16 protein-coding genes are annotated in these 20,834 nt (G+C 57.5%); 6 read left to right on the plus strand and 10 right to left on the minus strand.

The features are described 5' to 3' along the window. Positions 1-109: 109 nt before the first annotated feature. Together PHA01_RS19660 and guaD are read left to right on the plus strand one after the other, a co-directional pair. The gene (locus PHA01_RS19660; RefSeq protein ID WP_271898054.1) at positions 110-1,351 is read left to right on the plus strand and encodes a urate hydroxylase PuuD; all 1,242 of its coding nucleotides are present in this window, start codon (positions 110-112) and stop codon (positions 1,349-1,351) included. Further along, the gene (gene guaD, locus PHA01_RS19665; protein ID WP_271898055.1) at positions 1,348-2,703 is read left to right on the plus strand and encodes a guanine deaminase; all 1,356 of its coding nucleotides are present in this window, start codon (positions 1,348-1,350) and stop codon (positions 2,701-2,703) included. The genes PHA01_RS19660 and guaD overlap by 4 nt, the downstream gene beginning before the upstream one ends. A gap of 157 nt (positions 2,704-2,860) precedes the next feature. Here guaD and PHA01_RS19670 read toward each other — a convergent pair whose 3' ends face one another. The 8 genes from PHA01_RS19670 to PHA01_RS19705 all read right to left on the minus strand — a co-directional run bounded on the left by PHA01_RS19670 (position 2,861) and on the right by PHA01_RS19705 (position 13,846). Continuing rightward, complete coding sequence (locus tag PHA01_RS19670) at positions 2,861-3,871, minus strand: NAD(P)H-quinone oxidoreductase (protein WP_271898056.1); 1,011 nt, start codon at positions 3,869-3,871, stop codon at positions 2,861-2,863. A gap of 60 nt (positions 3,872-3,931) precedes the next feature. Further along, on the minus strand, positions 3,932-4,648 hold the full coding sequence (locus PHA01_RS19675; protein WP_112532300.1) for a GntR family transcriptional regulator: 717 nt from the start codon (positions 4,646-4,648) through the stop codon (positions 3,932-3,934). Between the two features lie 105 nt (positions 4,649-4,753). Next, positions 4,754-7,594: a phosphoenolpyruvate carboxylase gene (locus tag PHA01_RS19680; RefSeq protein ID WP_271898057.1), complete on the minus strand. Its 2,841-nt coding sequence runs from the start codon at positions 7,592-7,594 to the stop codon at positions 4,754-4,756. Then, positions 7,594-8,511: a succinate--CoA ligase subunit alpha gene (gene sucD, locus PHA01_RS19685; RefSeq protein WP_271898058.1), complete on the minus strand. Its 918-nt coding sequence runs from the start codon at positions 8,509-8,511 to the stop codon at positions 7,594-7,596. The genes PHA01_RS19680 and sucD (PHA01_RS19685) overlap by 1 nt, the downstream gene beginning before the upstream one ends. Beyond that, positions 8,511-9,710 carry an ADP-forming succinate--CoA ligase subunit beta gene (gene sucC / locus PHA01_RS19690; protein WP_271898059.1) on the minus strand — a complete coding sequence of 400 codons (1,200 nt, stop codon included), beginning with the start codon at positions 9,708-9,710 and terminating at the stop codon, positions 8,511-8,513. The genes sucD (PHA01_RS19685) and sucC overlap by 1 nt, the downstream gene beginning before the upstream one ends. Before the next feature lie 137 nt (positions 9,711-9,847). Continuing rightward, positions 9,848-11,974 (minus strand): acetate--CoA ligase family protein, encoded by a 2,127-nt coding sequence (locus PHA01_RS19695; RefSeq protein WP_271898060.1) that lies wholly within the window; start codon positions 11,972-11,974, stop codon positions 9,848-9,850. 239 nt (positions 11,975-12,213) lie between these two features. Then, entirely contained in the window at positions 12,214-13,506 is a 1,293-nt protein-coding gene (gene oxlT / locus PHA01_RS19700; protein ID WP_465248739.1) for an oxalate/formate MFS antiporter, read from the minus strand. A gap of 202 nt (positions 13,507-13,708) precedes the next feature. Continuing rightward, positions 13,709-13,846: a hypothetical protein gene (locus PHA01_RS19705; RefSeq protein ID WP_271898062.1), complete on the minus strand. Its 138-nt coding sequence runs from the start codon at positions 13,844-13,846 to the stop codon at positions 13,709-13,711. Positions 13,847-14,401: 555 nt separating this feature from the next. On the opposite strand from PHA01_RS19705, the gene PHA01_RS19710 reads away from it, so the two are divergent. From PHA01_RS19710 to sucD (PHA01_RS19725), 4 genes are all read left to right on the plus strand, one after another. Further along, complete coding sequence (locus tag PHA01_RS19710; protein ID WP_271898063.1) at positions 14,402-16,156, plus strand: thiamine pyrophosphate-binding protein; 1,755 nt, start codon at positions 14,402-14,404, stop codon at positions 16,154-16,156. Positions 16,157-16,250: 94 nt separating this feature from the next. Continuing rightward, positions 16,251-17,528 carry a formyl-CoA transferase gene (gene frc / locus PHA01_RS19715; protein ID WP_271898064.1) on the plus strand — a complete coding sequence of 426 codons (1,278 nt, stop codon included), beginning with the start codon at positions 16,251-16,253 and terminating at the stop codon, positions 17,526-17,528. Between the two features lie 210 nt (positions 17,529-17,738). Next, complete coding sequence (locus tag PHA01_RS19720) at positions 17,739-18,914, plus strand: succinate--CoA ligase subunit beta (RefSeq protein ID WP_271898065.1); 1,176 nt, start codon at positions 17,739-17,741, stop codon at positions 18,912-18,914. Beyond that, on the plus strand, positions 18,911-19,792 hold the full coding sequence (sucD, locus tag PHA01_RS19725; protein WP_271898066.1) for a succinate--CoA ligase subunit alpha: 882 nt from the start codon (positions 18,911-18,913) through the stop codon (positions 19,790-19,792). The genes PHA01_RS19720 and sucD (PHA01_RS19725) overlap by 4 nt, the downstream gene beginning before the upstream one ends. A gap of 111 nt (positions 19,793-19,903) precedes the next feature. Here sucD (PHA01_RS19725) and PHA01_RS19730 read toward each other — a convergent pair whose 3' ends face one another. Both PHA01_RS19730 and PHA01_RS19735 read right to left on the minus strand, forming a co-directional pair. Continuing rightward, a complete protein-coding gene (locus PHA01_RS19730; RefSeq protein WP_271898067.1) occupies positions 19,904-20,677 on the minus strand; it encodes a fumarylacetoacetate hydrolase family protein in 774 nt (257 codons plus the stop codon). A gap of 52 nt (positions 20,678-20,729) precedes the next feature. Next, positions 20,730-20,834: NAD(P)(+) transhydrogenase (Re/Si-specific) subunit beta (locus PHA01_RS19735; protein ID WP_271898084.1), on the minus strand; the 105-nt coding region annotated here is incomplete at its 5' end.

Raw genomic sequence — 20,834 nt, forward strand, 5'->3', positions numbered from 1 at the left:
CTGATGATCTAGCATTTTAAAGATTTTTTTGAAAGAGATGGGTCCATTACTGTGTTTCACATGAGCATAGGCTTTGGCACATACTCTGCACAATAAATGGGAGAGCCGCATGTACGAATACGCTATTGCCTGGGACTGGATGAACTTCGCCGTTCGCTGGTTGCATGTGATCACCGGCATTGCCTGGATCGGCTCGTCCTTCTATTTCGTGGCGCTCGACCTTGGCTTGCGCCAGCGTCCGGACCTTCCGGCCGGTGCCCATGGCGAGGAGTGGCAAGTCCACGGCGGTGGTTTTTATCACATCCAGAAATATTTGGTGGCGCCCGAGCAGATGCCGGAACATTTGACATGGTTCAAATGGGAATCCTACGCGACGTGGCTTTCTGGCTTTGCCATGCTTTGCATCGTCTATTATGCGGGCGCCGATCTCTACCTGATCGATCCTCATGTATTGGATGTGTCCCGTCCAGTCGCAATTGCGATCTCACTCGCGTCGATCTTCGGCGGCTGGATCGTCTATGACACGATCTGCAAGTCGCCGCTCGGCAGGAACGATACGCAGCTGATGTTGCTACTGTATTTCGTGCTGGTCGGCATGGCCTGGGGCTATACGCAGCTGTTTACCGGGCGTGCGGCGTTTCTTCATCTCGGCGCGTTTACGGCGACGATCATGTCCGCCAACGTGTTCATGATCATCATCCCGAACCAGAAGAAGGTCGTTGCAGACCTCATCGCAGGAAAAGTTCCGGATCCCGCGCTGGGCAAGCAGGCCAAGCAGCGCTCGACCCATAACAATTACCTGACCTTGCCAGTGCTGTTCCTGATGTTGTCGAATCACTATCCACTGGCATTCGGCACGAAGTACAACTGGATCATTGCCTCGCTGGTGTTCCTGATGGGCGTCACGATCCGCCATTGGTTCAACACTCGGCACGCGCGCAAGGGGGAACCGACGTGGACGTGGCTGGTTACCGCGATCCTCTTCGTCATCATCATGTGGCTGTCGACCGTGCCGAAGGTCCTGTCCGGCGAAGGCGCCGAAGAGAAAGTATCGGCAGTCCAGCAGCCATTTATCTCCGCGGAAGCCTTCCCCAAGGTGAAGGACACCATTCTCGGACGGTGCTCGATGTGCCACGCCAAGGAACCCGGCTGGGAGGGCATCATTGTGCCGCCTAAGGGTGTCGTGCTTGAAACCGACAGCGAGATCGCGGCGCATGCCCGTGAGATTTATCTGCAGGCTGGACGCTCGCACGCAATGCCTCCGGCCAATGTCAGCGGCATTACCGACGAAGAACGCCGCCTGCTCGCCAGCTGGTATGAGACCACAGTTCAGGGAGGAACAGTTCAATGAGCAGATTGCTTTTGCGCGGCCGCGTGCTGACTTTCGTCGACGAGCCGAAAAGCATCGACGATCAGTCAGCCTATAGCTATTTCGAGGATGGCGCGGTGCTGGTCGAGAACGGCAAGGTTGTCGAAGCTGGCGAATACGCAGCTTTGGCGTCGGTTGCGGGTCCGCAGGTGCAGATCGTCGACCACCGTCCTCATTTGATCCTGCCTGGCTTCATCGACACTCATTTGCACTTTCCGCAGACGCAGGCGATCGCCTCCTACGGCGCACAGCTCATGGAGTGGTTGAATACGTATATATTCGTCGAAGAGCAGAAATTTTCGTCGACTGCGCATGCTGATTTCATCGCCGGCCGTTTCATGGACGAACTGCTGCGCAACGGCACGACAACAGCCGCTGCCTATTGTTCGGTTCACCGGACAAGCGTCGATGCCTACTTTGCTGCCGCTGAGAAGCGCAACATGCTGATGATCGGCGGCAAGGTCATGATGGATCGCAACGCGCCCGACGCGCTGCGCGATACGCCGCAATCCGGCTATGACGACACCAAGGCTCTTATCGCCAACTGGCATGGCCGCGGACGCGCGCATTACGCAATCAGTCCGCGCTTCGCCATCACCTCGACACCGGAGCAGATGGACATCAGCCGTGCTTTGGTGCGCGAACATCCAGAATGTTACGTTCAGACGCATCTATCTGAAAATAAAGACGAAATTGCCTATGCAACTTCGCTCTATCCCTCGGCTAGGGACTATACCGACATCTATGCGAACTATGATCTGCTCGGGCCCAAAACCCTGCTTGGTCACTGCATCTTCCTTTCGGACCGGGAAATTTCGGCGCTGGCCGAGGCGCGGTCGGTTGCGGTTTTCTGCCCGACCTCCAATCTGTTCCTCGGCAGTGGCTTGTTTGACCAAGGTCGGTTCAAAGAACTCGGTGCGCGTACTTCGGTCGCGACCGATGTCGGTGGCGGAACCAGCTTCTCCATGCTCGAGACGATGAGCGAGGCCTACAAGGTCTTGCATGTGCAGGGCCAGCGCCTCTCACCATTCGCTTCCTACTACATGATGACGCTCGGCAATGCCCGTGCACTAGGTCTTGAGGATCGCATCGGTTCGCTGCGGGCGGGGGCAGATGCCGATATCACCATTCTCGACAGCCGTGCCAAACCGGCAATGGAATTGCGCATGAGGACGGCCACGACCTTGGCAGAGGAGCTTTTCATCCTCCAGACCATGGGCGATGATCGTTCTGTTTCAGAGGTTTACGTCGCCGGCAAGCCAATGAAGAGCGGGCTCGATAAAGCTGCTGCTTCTCATGGCGCTCGATCCTTGCCTGAATTGCAGCCGGCTTAATCGGTACGTGTAGTGACGTGGTTTCGCGTCTCTACACCAAAATTTAAACCTACGATTGCAAAAACCATATGAGTTTCGGCATTTCTTGCATAGGAATTGGCAAGTCTTGCGCAGGAATCACGCCATCTTGCGCAAAAAGCTGACCAGCTTCTAAAAATTACCGGTTCTCTTCAATTGTCAGGACAATCTTGCCGATATTGGTATTGGCTTCCATCAATGTGTGAGCCTGGCTTGCCTCGGTAAATGGAAAACACGCGTGGATCAGCGGCTGGCATTTACCCTCGGCAAGGAGCGGCCAGACATTGGCTTCAAGCTCGGCGGCGATCCGCGCCTTTGCCTCGAGAGACTGCGCGCGTAGCGTTGAGCCGGTGTGCGTCAGGCGCTTCATCATCAGGCGCATGAAATCGACATCGGCGCGTGAGCCTTGCAGGAATGCGATATTGACGATCCGTCCGCCGATCGCGGCCGCCTGGTAGTTCTTCTCGATATAAGGGCCGCCGACCATGTCGAGGATGACGTTGGCGCCTTGCCGCCCGGTCACGTCCCTGACCTCTGCCAACCAATCCGCCGTGCGGTAATTGATTGCCGTATCCGCGCCGAGTTCGCGGCAAGCGGCGCATTTTTCGTCCGTCCCGGCGGTTACGATCACCGTCGCACCGAATGCCTTGGCAAGCATGATCGCGGTCGTTCCTATCCCCGATGCGCCACCATGGATCAGCAGGGTTTCACCCTGCTTCAAGGCGCCAAGCTCGAAGACGTTGTGCCAAACGGTAAAGAAGGTTTCCGGTATGGCTGCGGCTTCAACAAATGAAAGTCCGTCGGGGATCGGTAGCGCACTCAAGCTGTCGACAGCTACGTATTCGGCGTAACCGCCACCCGGTGTCAGGGCGCAGACCTTGTCTCCCGCCTTCCATCGCGACACACCCGTTCCCACGGCCGCTACCTCGCCCGCAACTTCGAGACCGGGCAGGTCGGAGGAGCCTTTCGGCGGCGGGTAGCTACCCGCGCGCTGGAACACATCGGGGCGGTTGACACCGGCGGCAGCAACACGAATGAGGATTTCGTTTTCCGCAGCGGCAGGAATAGGGCGCTGTTCCGCTTTGAGAACATCAGGACCGCCCGGTTCGCTGATGGCAATCACAGTCATGCTTTCGGGAAGGCCGATCATTGCCGCATCTCCGGATGTGGGATGGAAGTAAGGAGTCTGGCCCGGCGGGCGGTCAGACACTCAATCGAAAATACCTTCGCTGTGCTTCTCCACGTAGGCCGCGAGGCCGAGCGTATGATCGCGGCAAAGCTTTTCGGCCGTCTCGGTATCGCGCTTTTCCAACGCCGCGATGATCGCCAGATGATCCTTGATCGACTGGGATGCGCGGTCGTCGCGCCCGATGGTGATCTTCCGGATGCCACGAACGTGGAGGAGAATGTTCTCGGTCGTTTCCCGGAGAATTTTCGAATCCGTCATCTGGATCAGGGTCTGGTGAAACTGCAAATTGGCTTCGGAATATTCGCCCAGATAATCGGCCGGCTTGTGGCCCTCATGGAACTTTTCGAAGAGCGTCCTCAGGCGTGCAATATCCTTGCCGCTGGCATTGAGCGAGACGAGGCGGGCAGCCATAGCCTCCAAAGCAGCCCAGACCTGGATCATTTCGATTACTTCACGCTTTGTCTTGCGCAATACCATGATGCCGCGGCGAGGGATGGATTTCACAAACCCCTGTTGCTCCAACATCGCGATCGCTTCGCGGATGGGTGTACGGCTAACACCAAGCCGATCGGCCAATTGCCGTTCGTCGAGCCAGGTATCTTCCGACGTGGCATAGATGTCCATATTGGCGATGGCCTGTTTCAATGTCGCATAAATGCGCGTTTTGAAGTTCGGCTCGGCCGCAAAGGGCTCAAGGACGAGGTCCGGGGTGACGTCATCGGCCAGCGGCCAACGCATGTGGGTTCTCGGGCTCACGTCGGGTCATCTCCATTTATATTTGGAATGTATAATACCATATTTAAGTCATTGAAGTCATTTTGCGAGTTTTTGCAACCATCTGCGTTACCCATGCGCGCCGAAATCAAGAGCCAGCGCTGTGCCGGCTTCAAGAATGGCGGTGTACGTATCGGCAATCGGGTCGATCAACCGTGCGCTGAGATCGGCATAGTTCGAGGGGCGTTCTCCTGGATAGGTGAATGGCTCGCTCAGGCGATAGTTCTTCATATCGACGGGGTCGCCGGGATAGGCACCGCGAAGCAATTCTACAGCTTCGGATATGCGCAGGCTGAAGATCAGCTCCATGATGTCATCGCGGGAAATATCGTTGCGTGTCGAAAATCGCGGAACGCGCGCGGCCATCAGAAAGATGTGCTGCAATAGTGCCAGGCGTATGGCCTGCAGCATATCGCTACGCTCATGTTCCGACTCCCGCGGCTTGCCCGCAGGTAGTTCGACCGCGTCCAAGATGCGATGAAGCCAGATGGCATCGATCCTTAACTTGACCGCCAGCGCACTTATGGCCGTCGCCCTCTCATCACCTTCAAGGAGCTGTGTTATCGAAAGACAAGGTGCGGCGAGATGCGGCTCGGCGCCGGCATAAGGTCGCGACGACCAGAATGCGGGATCGTAAATGGTTGCGAAAGCGGCAAGCGCCTTGATACTCGACTTCTGTTTCGTGGCAAAAACGTGAGACGTAAGCCGGCGCAGGCGATCCGACCCCTTATAGACTTCCACGAAGCGGTCCTCATCACCGCGCACGGCACTTCCGAAACCGGAGACCACAGTCAGCGGGTAACCGAGTTGCTGCAGGATGGCATTATGGGGGATCGCACGGATTTTCCTGACCTGATGGACTTCGGCGCCGGCGACATCGAACTGCCGGCGCGATTTGCGCGAACCGGTCTCGTTGAGAAGCCCTTGCGGAAACGACCCTAGCGTTCTGTGATAGGCCCGGTCATTCAGAAGATGATCATGAAAATTTGCAATACGCCGGTAAAAGTCGAAGGAAAAGCTCGTCCTGGCGTAGAGCATGTCATCTTCGGGCGCGCCGCGTGCCGGCACCTCGCATTCGATAAGTCTCGTCAACGTGGCAAGAGCCAGCTCCGGCGTCTCGAAATAGAGATATCCGTCGCCGCCTTGAAAACTGACCTCATGTTTCAGAGCAATGCCGGCATCGCGGTATTGGTGGCGGATCCATGGGCTAAGCACGTAGAAGGTCCGGTCCATGAATGAGCGCTGGTGGGCGCCGCGGCCGGCAGATTCGCCATGCGTGTTGAAAATGAGGACTTCGACATCAGTGAGCTCGTGACGCATACATGCACGCGCCAGTTGCCCCTGGACGCGTTCAATGGCGAGAGCCGCCGGAATCTGGCCCATGAAACGACCCGAGTCGGAAAAGCCGGTTTGTATCGCTATGCGACCGCGAGCACGCACGATGTCCCGGTACTCAGGAATGGCGAAAAGCACGTCGAAGAAGCGGGCTGCGTTCTCCAGCGCTGTGGGCGTCTCGAACAGCGGCGATATATCGAGCTTGCGATCGACGCCGAACAGCCGGGCGAAGCACATCGCGGCAAGAACAGTTGCCGGGTTTTCGCACTCGGCAATCAATAGACGAATGGAGGAGTCGCTATCGACGTGCTTGAGAATCTGGGCGGCAAGCAGGAACTGACGTAGTGCAGTTTTTTGCTCGATATCGAGGGAGGCGAAGTTGACCTGGTACTTGTCGGCATCGCGGATGAGTTCGCCAAGCATTTCGAGAATGGATCGACTGCCGATCTGTTCTTCGGAATCAAGGTCCAGATACTGCATGATGGCGTTATGAAGCTGTGTCGCATTGATACGCAGGTGAACTTCACCCACGCCAAAGCTGAGCGCTGCCATCTCGCTGCGCAGAATGAGCAGGTCCAGCGCGATCTCGTCGGAGGCATCGGCGACCACTTCATCCAGCATGGTGAGCAAGGGATCGATGCTGACGATCCGGTCAGGATGATCGGTCGTCAACATCTCCGAAGCGGCCTCAAGGGCTGACGGATCAAGCGGCATTTGCGAAAAGGCCTCAAGCACAAGATCGCTCCATGCGTGGAGCCGCTCGAGCTTGAGGGCCATCTCTCCGAGCTTGTTTCCGGTCGCCGATCCGCATCCGGGCTTTGCGCGTATCCGGGCGATTGAAGCTTCATAGCGACGGATCTGCCGCGATTTTTCAGCAAGCCTGAAGCGAAACATGTCGATCCAGGCTATGTCCGTGCGTCCATCCAGATCGTAACCGACCCAGGTGCCGACGCCGGCGAAACCGATCTGCGCCTCCCGCCATCTGTCTCCATGGCGTTTGCGTAGGATATCAATCGATACTCTCGAAAATTCGGCGATCGCGTCGCTGGCTCTATCAACCGCCATAAGCACCGCTTCATGCTCGTCATCCAGCGTAATCGGGCGATCAGGACCCAAACCTGTTTCATCGTCTGCAATGATTTCGCCATTGGCGAGGCGGGCGAGCATGTTGCGCTGGCGGCGCGACAGGAGAAAGGTTGGATGTGCTGTGAACACCAAGCCAAGCTGGCAACGACGAAGGACGGCAAGATCCTCCTCGAACGTGCCTTCATCGCCTAGCAGGGATTCGATGGCGAACGTCAGACGCTTGCGATTCTCAACCATATCGAGCGGGCCGACATAACCCGCGAGGGCGAGGGCGCGAGCCTGAAAGCTGGCCTTGCCGAGAGTATGGATGAGGCCGGCCAACTCCTGTCTGCTGAGCGTGCCCGCTTCGAGATCACGCGACAGTTCGAAGGAGAGCTGTGCCACCGGATTGTAGCGCGGTTCGTCGGTCAGCCGCGCGCGAAAGGCGGCAAGCCTTTCGCGGCAGCGATTTTCAAGCGACATGGCGGTCTGATCCGGTGCTCGATCCATCAACCGGTTGCCGACAGGCGTGGAGATATCGAACGCTCATTCAGGAGTTCGACCAGCGTTGTGCCAAGACGCGCCGGTGTGGAGGCGATCCGGACGCCAGCCGCTTCCATGGCGCTGATTTTATCTTCTGCGCCACCTTTGCCGCCGGAGATGATGGCCCCGGCATGGCCCATGCGCCGGCCCGGAGGTGCTGTCCGCCCCGCAATGAACCCGACCGTTGGCTTTGAACGTCCGCGTCTTGCCTCGTCGGCGAGGAATTGCGCGGCTTCTTCTTCAGCCGACCCGCCGATTTCGCCGATCATCACGATTGATTCCGTCGCCGGATCAGCGAGAAACATCTCCAGCACGTCAATGAACTCGGTGCCTTTGATGGGATCGCCACCGATGCCGACTGCGGTGGTCTGGCCAAGACCCTGTTGCGAGGTCTGGAATACTGCCTCATATGTCAGCGTGCCCGAGCGCGACACGATGCCGACGGATCCTTTGCGGAAGATGGAGCCGGGCATGATCCCGATCTTGCATTCATCGACAGTCATGATGCCCGGACAGTTGGGGCCGATCAGTCGGGATTTCGAACCGCTCAACGCACGTTTGACACGCTGCATGTCGAGAACCGGAATACCTTCGGTGATGCAGACGATCAGCGGAATTTCGGCCTGGATCGCCTCACAGATAGCGTCCGCCGCGCCGAAAGGCGGCACGTAAATAACCGAGGCGTCAGCTCCGGTCGCTTCACGTGCTTCCGCTACCGTGTCGAAGACGGGCAGACCGAGATGTGACGTTCCGCCTTTGCCAGGGGAGGTGCCGCCGACCATGCGGGTGCCATATTTGATCGCCTGTTCGCTGTGGAAGGTGCCGGTCTTGCCGGTAAAGCCCTGACAGAGGAGACGGGTGTTCTTGTTGATCAGTATCGACATCAGTTCAAGCCTCCGACTGCATTGACGATTTTCTGGGCGGCATCGTCGAGATCGTCAGCGGGGATGACGTTCAACCCCGATGCTGCGATGATCTTCTTGCCCTCGTCCACATTGGTGCCTTCAAGGCGAACAACGAGCGGTACCGTCAGCCCCACTTCCTTGACGGCAGCGATCACGCCTTCCGCAATTACATCGCAGCGCATGATGCCGCCGAAGATGTTGATGAGGATGCCTTTTACATTCGGATCCGCGGTGATGATCTTGAATGCCGCAGCAACTTTCTCGGCCGTGGCGCCGCCGCCGACATCGAGAAAGTTGGCTGGTTCTGCGCCGTAGAACTTGATGATGTCCATGGTCGCCATGGCAAGGCCGGCGCCGTTGACCATGCAGCCGATGCTGCCATCGAGCGTGATATAGGAGAGGTCATATTTCGACGCTTCTATCTCCTTGGCGTCCTCTTCGGTCTCATCGCGCATTTCGAAAATGTCGAGATGACGGGCGAGCGCGTTGGAATCGAAGCTGACCTTGGCGTCGAGGCATTTCAGCTGGCCGTCCTTCGAAACGATCAGCGGATTGATCTCGAGCATCTCCATGTCTTTGGCAGTGAACGCGGTATAGAGCTTTGCGACGAGTGTATGCGCCTGTTTGGCGAGATCGCCGTCAAGTTCAAGCGCCTTGGCAACGGCGCGGCCATGATGGGGCAAAATGCCCGTTGCCGGATCGACCGAGAACGTCAGGATCTTTTCCGGTGTGTCGTGCGCGATGGTTTCGATGTCCATGCCGCCCTCGGTGGAGACAACGAACGAAACCCGGCTGGTTGCGCGGTCGACAAGAAGCGAGAGGTAGAATTCCTTCTCGATCTGCGATCCATCCTCGACATAGAGACGGTTGACCTGCTTGCCTGAAGGGCCGGTCTGGATCGTCACCAGTGTATTGCCGAGCATTTCAGCGGCGTGTTCGCGAACTTCTGCAATCGAACGAGCAAGACGCACGCCGCCCTTTGCACCTTCGCCCAGTTCCTTGAACGAGCCTTTGCCGCGGCCGCCGGCATGAATTTGCGATTTGACGACAAAGACCGGACCAGGAAGCCTTGCAGCCATTTCACCGGCCTCTTCGATGCCCACGGCCAGATAACCTTCCGGTACAGGCACACCAAAGGACTTCAGTACACCCTTGGCCTGATACTCATGAATATGCATTGAGGAAACGTCCTCCTTGAGAGTGATAAAATTTATGAGGGCACCAGACCCTGGCTTGCGCCAGGGTCCAGCGGGGAGGTATTTGTTTTTACGCAATTCCGGACGGAAAACCGGTTCCCACTTTTCCTGGAATTGCTCTAGAGCAAACCTGCGCCTCTGGCCCATTTGTACTTCGCGCCCAGTACCTCGACTGGAAGCTCGGTCGAATAGGCATAGGCAGGGATGCCATGCTGGTAGAGATATTCGGCGGCCGCTTCGACCTCGACATCGCCGGCAAGCGACGCAACCATCGGCTTCTCGATACCCCTGGCTGCCATTTCTTCCTTCACCTCCACCATGAGCTTGGCAAAGACCATCGGCGGGGTCACGATCGTGTGCCAGTAACCGAGGATCAGTGCGTGGATGCGATCGTCCTCGAGGCCGAGTTTGACCGTATTCTTGTAGGTGAGGGGCGGTTCGCCGCCTGTGATGTCGACGGGATTGCCCGCGGCACCGAAGGGCGGAATGAACTTGCGGAAGGCCGCATCCAGATCGTCCGGCATTCCCATGAGATTGAGGCCGTTATCGACGCAGGCGTCGGAGAGAAGCACGCCCGAGCCACCGGCGCCGGTGATGATGACGACATTTTCGCCCTTCGGCGTTGGCATGACCGGAATGCCGCGGGCGAATTCGAGGAGCTGCCGCAGCGAGCGGGCCCGGATGACGCCGACCTGCTTGAAAACGTCCTCGTAGATCTTGTCGTTACCGGCAAGCGCGCCCGTATGCGAGGAGGCCGCTTTGGCACCGGCGGAGGTACGTCCCGCTTTGAGCACGACGATAGGCTTCTTCTGGGAGACACGTTTTGCCACTTCGGCAAAGGCACGGCCGTCTTTCAGATCCTCGAGATGCTGGGCGATGATCCGCGTATTGTCATCCTGCTCGAAGAAGGTGAGCAGATCGTCCTCGTCGATATCCGACTTGTTGCCGAGACCGACAATCGCCGACACGCCCATCTTGGCCGAACGGGAGAAGCCGATGATAGCCATGCCGATGCCGCCGGACTGTGACGACAATGCCGCCGAGCCCTTGACGTCGTAGGCCGTGCAGAATGTCGCGCAGAGATTTTCCGGCGTGTAGTAGAAGCCGTAAATGTTCGGGCCCATCAGGCGGATATTGTATTTGCGACCGATCTTGACGATTTCGTCCTGCAGTTCCGGTTCTCCGGCTTCGGCAAAACCCGAGGGAATGAGGACAGCGCCGGGAATTTTCTTCTCGCCGCATTCGGCAAGAGCGCCGGCAACCAGTTTGGCGGGAATGGCAAAGACCGCCGTATCAATATCGCCCGGAACATCCTTGACGCTCTTGTAGGTCTTGTAGCCGAGGATCTCTTCGGCTTTCGGATGAATCGGATAGATTTGCCCTTTGTAGCCGCCGTTGATGAGGTTCTTCATCACGGAATTGCCGATCTTGCCATCCTCTGCCGAAGCGCCGATCACCGCTACCGCCTTCGGGCGCATGATGCGGTTCATGGATTTGAGGATTTCTTCCTGAGACGGGCGGTGACGTGGCTTGGCCTGGTTGTAGTCGATGACGATGCGTACGTCGGCGGCAATCGCGCCTTCCCTGGTGGCGAAAACCGGGTTGAGATCGAGTTCGGAAATTTCCGGATAGTCGTCAACAAGTTTGGAGACCTGCACAATCATATCGGCAAGCGCAATACGATTGACCGGCTCACCGCCGCGCACGCCCTTCAGCATTTCCGCTGCCTGAATGCTGTCCAGCATCGACAGCGCTTCGTCATGCGTCACCGGTGCAAGACGGAAAGTAATATCCTTCAGGACTTCGACGAGAACGCCGCCAAGGCCAAAGGCAACGAGCTTGCCGAAGCTGTCGTCGGTCACCGCGCCGATGATGACTTCGAGGCCGCCAGTCAGCATTTGCTGGACCTGCACGCCGATGATTTCCGCATCGGCTTTATAGGCCTCCGCATTGGCGATGATCTTGTCGAAACTGGCCTTGGCTTCCTCGGCAGATTTGACGCCGACGATAACGCCGCCTGCTTCCGTCTTGTGCAGGATATCCGGAGAGACGATTTTCATGACCACCGGAAAGCCCATGGCCGAAGCAAGCGAGGCGGCTTCTTCGGCACTGCCGGCAACGCCTTCCTGCGGAACTGCTATGCCATAGGCATCGCAGATAAGCTTGCCTTCGGGTGCGGTGAGTGCCTGGCGGCCCTCGGCCCGCGCCGCTTCCAGTACGTTACGGACAACGGTTTTGTCGAGCATGATTTCCTCCGTGATGGCCGCGTGCACTCCCGGTGACGGCGGCATTGATGTGGCTTGGTTTGCCAGCGGCGCGAACTGGTAAAACTGTCTTTGGCGCGTTTGGTATATTGTATACCAGACAAATGACTGTCAAGTCCTGATCTCTGGCCGCTAGTGGTTTGTTTCAATGCTGATTGAGTGTCTGAATGTTTCAATGCCCGGGCTGGCACGACCCAGCCCAGGCGAGTTCTATCGTGATGCTATTGGGCGGGCTGCAGGGCGTTCTCTTCCGTCCTGCGGATAATACCTGCGCGCCATGGTTTGAGTACCAACAGAGCCAGGAGGGAGGCGCCCGCATTCAGGATGACGCCGATGATAAATACCGCGCCCCAATCTCCGTCTGCCGCCAGCGCCGTACCAAATGGCACCAGAAGCGCGGCGGTACCTTTGGCCGTATAAAGCAGGCCGGCATTGGTAGCAGCGAATTTGGAGCCGAATGTATCTGTGCAAGTTGAAGGGAAGAGTGAGTAGATTTCGCCCCAGGCAAAAAACACCAGACTGCTCAAGATCACGAACATCATCGGGTCATGTGCGAAGAGGTAAAGCAGATATATGCCGATCGCCTCGATGCCGAAGGCGAAAAACATAGTGTTTTCACGTCCGATTTTGTCGGAAATCCAGCCGCAGAGCGGTCGGGTCACGCCATTGAGCAGGCGGTCGAGCGTAGCAGCCAAGGTGAGGGCTGGTATGCCAAGCCAAACTGGAATATCGGCGACGCCGTAGTCCTTTGCCATCGGCGCAAGGTTGGCCGTAACAACGAGGCCACCGGCACCCACTGCCACGAACATGAGATACATGAGCCAGAAGATCGGGTGCTTTACCACTTCGGAAGGCAGATACTGCTTGCGGCTCTGGATGATCGGGCCTTTGTTGCTGACTTCAGGAGTTTGACCCGGCTTAGGGGCAAAGAGGAAGAAAGCAAGGACCACGATGATAATGCCTTGCCCCAGCCCGAAGGTAAGGAAGGTGTGCGCGAAGCCGAAATGGGCGATCGTTGCCTGGATAGGCCAGACAGTCAGGGCGGAACCTGCGCCAAAACCGGCTGCCGTGATACCCGCAGCAAGTCCACGCCGGTCTGGGAACCATTTCAAAGCGTTGCCCACACAGGTGCCATAGACTGCACCCGCACCGATACCGGCAACAGCCTGGCCGACGCAGAATAAGAACAGCGTGTCGGCTTGTGAATTAATGACCCATCCAATAGCGCATAGCACGCCGCCGAACATAATGACGATCTTCGGACCGTATTTGTCGACGAACCAGCCCTCTATCGGAACCAGCCATGTTTCGAACAGGACGAAGAGCGTGAATGCCCATTGAATTTCCGCACGCCCCCAACCGAATTGTTTGGTAATTTCGGGAACAAAGAATGTCCAGCCATATTGAAGATTGGCGATTGTAACCATACAGATCACGCCAATTGCCAACTGTCCCCATCTGAATCCGTCGCTGACCTGCTGCGAGCGGAACTCCTCTTTTACCGCTTGAGTCATGTTCATCCCTTTCTACGCCTTTTATGTAGCTATAATGCCATGCGCTGATGGGGACATACTGGTATCTGTTATACCAAAAGACAAGGGCCAAGCTGGTATTGCTATACAACTTTTGTAAAAACTAAATGTATTCAAAATGTTAAGCGGCCGCTGGAGGCAATCCGGCAGCCGTTTAAGGGGAGGACAAGTAATTTTTTAGCGACTAAAGACCGAAAGGTTCGGTATTTTTGTTGCGTGCATTTGTGCGTGCAACGCTGTCGAGGAAGGCAAGAATCGTCTCGATAATACCGCGACGGGCGGTACGATCGGTTGTATTGGCTATTTCTGCACGTGCCGGCATGATTTGACACTCCTGTTTACCGTTTAAGATGGCCTCTATCTGGCATACCATATCCCAGTTCACAACGGCGCCAGACGCATATCAGCATCCCATTTTTGCATAGGTTCTGCACCGCACACTCATACAACGCTTCAGGCAGGCCTTTTGTTTCGATGTTTTTACGCCTCTCAACTGGTTTTCCCCACTCCGCGATTATCTTTATCAAGGGTGTTTGACTTATGGTATTTATTATGCCAGAAATTCTGCAAGAGCACTTCAGCTGACCCGACACGCGGGTAAGGAAGCGCCGCGGACTTTGTAAATCCGGCTCGGCTCTTTCGACTGTCTCCGCTGGTTGCGTCTTTGATGCGGCAATCCGGGGCAGGGGGAAGGCAGGGCCCATCGATCTCAACGAGCGTTATCGCATGCAAAATCTCTATGGAGCTGAGCCACTTGGCTCCCTGAACAAGACACTGCTGGTGCGGCAACCGCATGTAGAGCTGCAGGCCGGGAACAGGTGGACGGCCAAGCGCCAACGATAAGAGACGACAAAATTCAATAGGAGGAAAGACGTTCATGACAATCGTCACAAAGGTTGAGAAGGCCACATCAACGGCTGAAGATACATTGAAGCGGAAGGTACGCGACGGAAGCGTGGTGTCCGGTGGCCATCTGGTGGCGCGGGCGCTGAAGAATGAAGGTGTCGATACTATCTTCACGCTTTGCGGCGGCCACATCATCGATATCTATGACGGCTGCATTGACGAAGGCATCCGCATTATCGATGTGCGCCACGAGCAGGTCGCTGCTCATGCGGCCGATGGTTATGCCCGCCAGACGGGCAAGATGGGCTGTGTTGTCACGACGGCAGGTCCAGGCTGCACCAATGCGGTAACCGGTATCGCCACGGCATTTCGCTCGGAAAGCCCGGTGCTTCATATTGGCGGGCAGGGCGCCTTGACCCAGCACAAAATGGGCTCGCTGCAAGATCTGCCGCATGTCGACATGATGACCCCGATCACCAAGTTTGCAGCCTGCGTTTCCTCCACCGAACGCATTGCCGATATGATCTCCATGGCGGCGCGCGAGTGTTTCTCCGGTGCGTCCGGCCCTTCCTATCTGGAAATTCCGCGGGATGTTCTGGATCGCGAAATCCCTTTTGAAAAGGCCGTCATACCGCAGCCGGGCAAATACAGGGCTTCGACATATTCAATCGGCGATCCGGCGGATATCGAAAAGCTGGCTGATGTTCTGGTGAATGCCGAACGCCCCGCCGTTCTGTTTGGACAACAGGTCTTCACGTCCGGCAGCACGCAGGCTGCAGTCGAGTTGCTGCGCGGATTGGATATCCCCGGCTACTTCAACGGCGCAAGCCGCGGCACGCTGCCGATTGGTGATCCTCATCACTTCGACCGCACACGCGGCTTTGCATTCAACAATGCCGATGTGATCGTGGTCATTGGCACGCCGTTCGATTTCCGCATGGGCTATGGCAAGAGGATTTCCAAGGACCTTACCCTGGTACAGATCGATCAGGATTACCGCACCGTCGGCAAGAACCGCGATATCGATCTGGGTCTCGTCGGTCATCCGGGCGCCATACTTTCGGCGGTCCTGCAGGCTGCATCCGCCCGGATCGACAAGGGCAAGCGCCAGGCGCGCCGCGAGTGGATGAAGACGCTCGAGCAGCAGGAAGTTATCGCCTATGACAAGGTGCTGCCGCTTCTCAAGTCGGACCAGAGCCCGATCCATCCCTACCGTGTTGCATACGAGCTCAACGAGTTCCTCGGCGAGGATACGATCTACATCGGCGATGGCGGCGACGTGGTGACCATCTCGGCTCAGGCCGTGCGCCCGCGCAATCCGGGCCAGTGGATGGATCCCGGTGCGCTTGGTTCGCTGGGCGTCGGAACCGGCTTCGCGCTTGGAGCGAAACTGGCTCATCCGCAAAAGGAAGTGCTTTGCTACTATGGTGACGGCGCCTTCTCGATGACTGCCTTCGACATGGAAACCTGTGACCGGTTCAACGCGCCTTATCTTGCGGTTATCGGCAACAACTCCTCGATGAACCAGATCCGTTATGGCCAGGTTGCAAAATATGGCGAGGAACGCGGCAATGTCGGCAACAAGCTTGGCGACGTCGAGTTCTCCAAATTCGCGCACATGCTCGGCAATCATGGCGAGGAGGTTCGCGAAGCGTCCGAAATTCAGCCGGCGCTTCTGCGCGCTCGCGAGGCCATAGCCAAGACGGGCCGGTCGGCCGTCGTCAACATCTGGGTCGATCCTAACGAGTATGCACCCGGTACCAAGAACCAGACGATGTACAAATAACGAAAAAGCCCGGCGGTCATAAAGGCCGCCGGCTCAAATCGACAGAAAGCAGAACGAAGGAACAAGTTCCGCGCCAGAAAAAGGGAAGAAAAGAATGACGAAAGCTTTGGAGGGTGTTCGCATCCTGGATTTCACCCATGTTCAGTCTGGGCCAACATGCACACAGCTCCTTGCCTGGTTTGGTGCCGATGTCATCAAGGTTGAGCGCCCCGGTGTTGGAGATATCACGCGCGGCCAGCTGCGCGACGTCCCCGAGGTGGATAGCCTCTATTTCACTATGCTCAATCACAACAAACGTTCGATCACGCTCGATACCAAGAATCAGAGCGGGAAGGCGGTTCTCGAAGAACTGATCAAAAATTGCGATGTGCTAGTGGAGAATTTCGCTCCCGGTGCGCTCGATCGCATGGGATTCACATGGGAGCGCGTCCAGGAACTCAATCCGGCGATGATCGTTGCCTCGATCAAAGGTTTCGGCCCCGGTCCCTATCAGGATTGCAAGGTCTATGAAAACGTCGCGCAATGCACTGGCGGTGCGGCATCGACGACAGGCTTCCGCGATGGTCTGCCGCTGGTTACCGGAGCGCAGATCGGTGATTCCGGCACAGGTCTGCATCTATGCCTCGGCATCGTCACGGCGCTTTTCCAACGCACCAAAACAGGACGCGGCCAGAAAGTCTCGGCAGCAATGCAGGATGGCGTGCTCAATCTGTGCCGCGTGAAGCTGCGGGACCAGCAACGCCTGGCGCACGGTCCCTTGAACGAATACAGCCAATATGGCGAGGGTATCGAGTTCGGCGAAAGCGTGCCCCGCGCCGGCAATGATTCAGGCGGTGGCCAGCCCGGGCGCATCCTGAAGTGCAAGGGCTGGGAGACAGATCCCAACGCCTACATCTACTTCATTACCCAGGCGCCGGTGTGGGAGGCGATTTGCGACGTGATCGGCGAGCCGGAATGGAAGACCCATCCCGACTATGCAAGACCTGTAGCGCGTCTGCCGCGCCTCAACGCGATTTTTGCCCGCATCGAAGAATGGACGATGACCAAGGACAAGTTCGAGGCGATGGCGATCCTCAACGACAGGGACATCCCGTGTGGTCCTATCCTGTCGATGAAAGAGATAGCCGAAGACCAGTCGCTGAGAGCTACCGGCACGATCGTAGAAGTGGAGCATCCGGAGCGCGGCAACTATCTTTCTGTCGGTAATCCCATCAAGCTTTCCGACAGTCCGACAGACGTTACGCGTTCCCCACTTTTGGGAGAGCATACGGACGAAATTCTGCGCGACGTCTTGCGATTCGATGAGCGGACGATCGACGAACTGCAGAAAAGCGGTGCACTCGGAACCCCGCAGAAAATCGCTGCCGAGTAGTCCGCATCGAGAAAACGGCGACATAACCCCCCGGTGTCGCCGTTTTCTTCCTCCGAATTTTGTCACGGCGGGTGTCGTTGGCGCAAAATTATAACCCGACTACCGATTGACAGATTTGATCAGCATTGGCATTATGTATTCCACTGACTCGCAGGCGGTACCAAGCATCGCCACACCATAAGCCTATTCGCTTTCAGGGAGGAGGCGGTTATGAAGCTTCATGAGTTCCAGTCGAAAGCACTTTTATCCGCCAGAGGCGTCAATGTCCCGGAAGGCCGGGTAGCGCTGACCCCCGGCGAGGCCCGCGAAGCAGCGTTGGCTTTGGGCGCGGACAGGATTGCCGTGAAATCACAGGTTCTGGCGGGAGGCCGCGGCCTGGCAGGCGGCGTCCGTCTGGTCTCATCTGCAGGCGAGGTCGAAGCCGCTGCCGCCGCGATGCTTGGGCGCACTCTCATAACCGAACAGACGGGACCAGCCGGTTGCCGCGTCAACAGGGTGCTGATTGAAACGGCCGTTCGTCCTGTCCGCAGTCTCTATTTGTCGTTGCTCGTTGATGCGGCAAGGGCTGAAATTGCCCTCCTCGCCGGCGCTGAAGGGAGCGAGGATATCGAGCAGCGGCTTCAATCGGGCGAAACCCGTCTGGAACGGCTTTCCCTCGGTACCGGAGATGCACCGGAGAAAGCGGCCCTGACTGGCTTGGCCGAGCGTCTTGGCCTTGGTTCCGGCCTTCACTCTGCTTTTGCTTCGCTTCTCGACCAGTTGCGCCTGGCCTTCGTCGAACTCGATGCAACGCTCATCGAGCTCAACCCATTGGTGGTGACAGAAGATGGCAAGTTCGTTGCGGTCGATGTCAAGATGATCATCGACGACAACGCGCTGTTCAGGCATCCCGAGCTGGTGGCCCTGCGCGAGGAGCATGACGGCGATGAAATCGAGCTCGTCGCGCAAAATCGCCGGCTCAACTATTTGCGGATGGACGGCAATATCGGTCTGGCTGTCAATGGGGCCGGGCTTGGCCTCGCAACGCTCGACATGGTGCGTGCCGCAAATGGCAGCGCTGCGAACTTCATGGATATCCGCACGACGGCCACCAGCCTCGATGTCGCGCATGGATTCACGCTGCTTCTCAACAATCCGGCCGTGCGCTCGATTCTCGTCAATGTGCATGGCGGCGGAATGCAGCCCTGCGATACCATTGCCGACGGTCTCGGCATCGCGATGCGGCGCACGGGACGTACCTGCCCGGTCATCGTTCGTCTGACGGGCAACAATGCCGAATACGCCCGGTTCCGCTTCGCCAACTTCGGTTGCAAGGTAATCGACTGTCCCGACATGTGGACGGCGGTGAGCCGCGCCGTTTCCGCTGCGCATGGAGAAAGATCATGACCATTCTCGTTGATCAGAACACCCGTGTGATCTGCCAGGGCATGACCGGTTGGGCGGGAACGCATTATTCGGCGGCCATGATGGAATATGGAACCCGGATTGTGGGCGGCGTAACCCCCGGCAAGGGCGGAACCTACCATTTGAACCTCCCGGTCTTTGACGAGGTTGCAGGAGCGATGAAAGAGACTGGCGCCAATGCCAGCATGATTTTCGTGCCGCCGGAAAACGCTGCTGCAGCAATGATCGAGGCGATCGAGGCAGATATGCCGCTGGTCGTGGCTCTGACGGAGCGGGTGCCTGTACAGGACATGTTGCGCGTGCGCGCCGCGCTGAAGCAGAGTTCGACGGTTCTCGTCGGTCCGAACTCGCAGGGCATTCTTTCGCCGGGCGTCTGCAAGATCGGCGTGATGGCGACGGGCAGCGAGCGGAAGGGCCACGTCGGCATCCTGTCGCGCTCGGCATCGCTGACCAGCGAGGTCATCGCTCAGGTGAGTGCGGCGGGACTTGGCCAGTCGACGACAGTCGGCATTGGCGGTGACGCCATTCACGGCCTCAGCATGCGCGACTGCATGGAGCTGTTCCTTGCTGACCAAGATACGCGCGGTGTGATCGCCATCGGCGAGATCGGCGGATCGGAAGAGCAGGAACTGGCCGAGTTTCTTGCAGCGATCAAACCGGACATTCCGGTCGTTGGGCTCGTAGTCGGCCGTCATGCGCCGACGGAACGCCGCATGGGCCATGCCGGCGCTTTCGCGCAAAGCGCTGCCAGTGATGCAGGGAACAAGATCAGCGCGCTGAAGGATGCCGGCGTGATCATCGCGAAGAGCCCGCATCTCGTCGGTGAGACGATCCGCGAGGCGATGGCCGCGGCCGCCTGAAAGAATATGACGTGTCTGGCCGGAGTTGGATTGAGCGCTGAAACATCCAATCCCGGTTTGATAGAAGAATACCCGGAACCTTGGCTTCCGGGTATTCTCTTATTTTGGAGCCTATTGAACGAATGTCGTCGACAAGGTGCCGATTCCCTCGATGGTGACGGAGACGGTATTGGTCGGATCCTTGATCGAGCCGACGCCGAGCGACGTACCGCAGCAGATCAGATCTCCAGGCTCGAGCGTCATATCCTTCGAAAGCGCGCTGACAAGAATTGCCGGCGGAAAGATCATATCACTTAAGGGATAGTCCTGGCGCAGGGCGCCGTTGAGCTCGGTTTTGACATTGCATTCGGTCGGATCGATATCGGTCGCGATGACTGGACCGAATGGACAGAAACCGTCGAAGCTCTTGGCGCGAGCCCATTGTGCAAAGGTCTTGTCGCGGGCGATGATGTCGCTCGCCGTCAGGTCGTTGACACAGGTGTAACCGAAAATAGCGGCCGCGGCTTCCTCTTCCGAGGCATTGCTGCAGCGCTTGCCGATCACGATGCCAAGTTCGCCTTCATAGCCGACGCGTTCAGTGTAGGAAGGCGGGCGGCGGACCACGGCCTCCGGAGATGCGACACTCGACAGGGCCTTCAACAGATAGAGCGGCTCATCGGGTTTCGCGACATCGAGTTTGGCGGCGAGCTGATGGAAATTGTTCCACAGTGCGATGATCTTGGAAGGCTCACAAGGCGCCAGCAAGCGAACCGAGGCAAGTGGAAGCCGCATGTCGGTGGCGATCGGTTGCTCGAACATGCTGCCTTGATAAATGACAATATCCTTACCTTGCAGAAGGCCGAAGCCCTCCATGCCCTCATCGTCAAATCGTACCCATTGAGCCATTTTGTATCCTCCATTTTTGTAAAGTGCGGATCTTTTCTTCTGCCCGCCGCTGTCAGTGGTCGAGTGCCTTGACGATATTTTCGACCATTTTCTTGGCGTCGGCGAAGAGCATCATGGTGTTGTCGCGGAAGAACAGTTCGTTCTCGACGCCGGCATA

Source organism: Candidatus Phyllobacterium onerii, assembly GCF_028331445.1.
Lineage (GTDB): Bacteria > Pseudomonadota > Alphaproteobacteria > Rhizobiales > Rhizobiaceae > Phyllobacterium > Phyllobacterium onerii.

What these genes read in the sequence shown, in the direction of transcription:
- sucC (WP_271898059.1), bottom strand. Translation starts at nt 9,710, where the DNA reads ATGCATATTCATGAGTATCAGGCCAAGGGTGTACTGAAGTCCTTTGGT.
- PHA01_RS19675 (WP_112532300.1), bottom strand. Translation starts at nt 4,648, where the DNA reads ATGCGTTGGCCGCTGGCCGATGACGTCACCCCGGACCTCGTCCTTGAG.
- sucD (WP_271898066.1), top strand. Translation starts at nt 18,911, where the DNA reads ATGACCATTCTCGTTGATCAGAACACCCGTGTGATCTGCCAGGGCATG.
- PHA01_RS19680 (WP_271898057.1), bottom strand. Translation starts at nt 7,594, where the DNA reads ATGGATCGAGCACCGGATCAGACCGCCATGTCGCTTGAAAATCGCTGC.
- PHA01_RS19730 (WP_271898067.1), bottom strand. Translation starts at nt 20,677, where the DNA reads ATGGCTCAATGGGTACGATTTGACGATGAGGGCATGGAGGGCTTCGGC.
- PHA01_RS19670 (WP_271898056.1), bottom strand. Translation starts at nt 3,871, where the DNA reads ATGATCGGCCTTCCCGAAAGCATGACTGTGATTGCCATCAGCGAACCG.
- guaD (WP_271898055.1), top strand. Translation starts at nt 1,348, where the DNA reads ATGAGCAGATTGCTTTTGCGCGGCCGCGTGCTGACTTTCGTCGACGAG.
- frc (WP_271898064.1), top strand. Translation starts at nt 16,251, where the DNA reads ATGACGAAAGCTTTGGAGGGTGTTCGCATCCTGGATTTCACCCATGTT.
- oxlT (WP_465248739.1), bottom strand. Translation starts at nt 13,506, where the DNA reads ATGACTCAAGCGGTAAAAGAGGAGTTCCGCTCGCAGCAGGTCAGCGAC.
- PHA01_RS19695 (WP_271898060.1), bottom strand. Translation starts at nt 11,974, where the DNA reads ATGCTCGACAAAACCGTTGTCCGTAACGTACTGGAAGCGGCGCGGGCC.
- PHA01_RS19705 (WP_271898062.1), bottom strand. Translation starts at nt 13,846, where the DNA reads ATGCCGGCACGTGCAGAAATAGCCAATACAACCGATCGTACCGCCCGT.
- sucD (WP_271898058.1), bottom strand. Translation starts at nt 8,511, where the DNA reads ATGTCGATACTGATCAACAAGAACACCCGTCTCCTCTGTCAGGGCTTT.
- PHA01_RS19720 (WP_271898065.1), top strand. Translation starts at nt 17,739, where the DNA reads ATGAAGCTTCATGAGTTCCAGTCGAAAGCACTTTTATCCGCCAGAGGC.
- PHA01_RS19710 (WP_271898063.1), top strand. Translation starts at nt 14,402, where the DNA reads ATGACAATCGTCACAAAGGTTGAGAAGGCCACATCAACGGCTGAAGAT.
- PHA01_RS19660 (WP_271898054.1), top strand. Translation starts at nt 110, where the DNA reads ATGTACGAATACGCTATTGCCTGGGACTGGATGAACTTCGCCGTTCGC.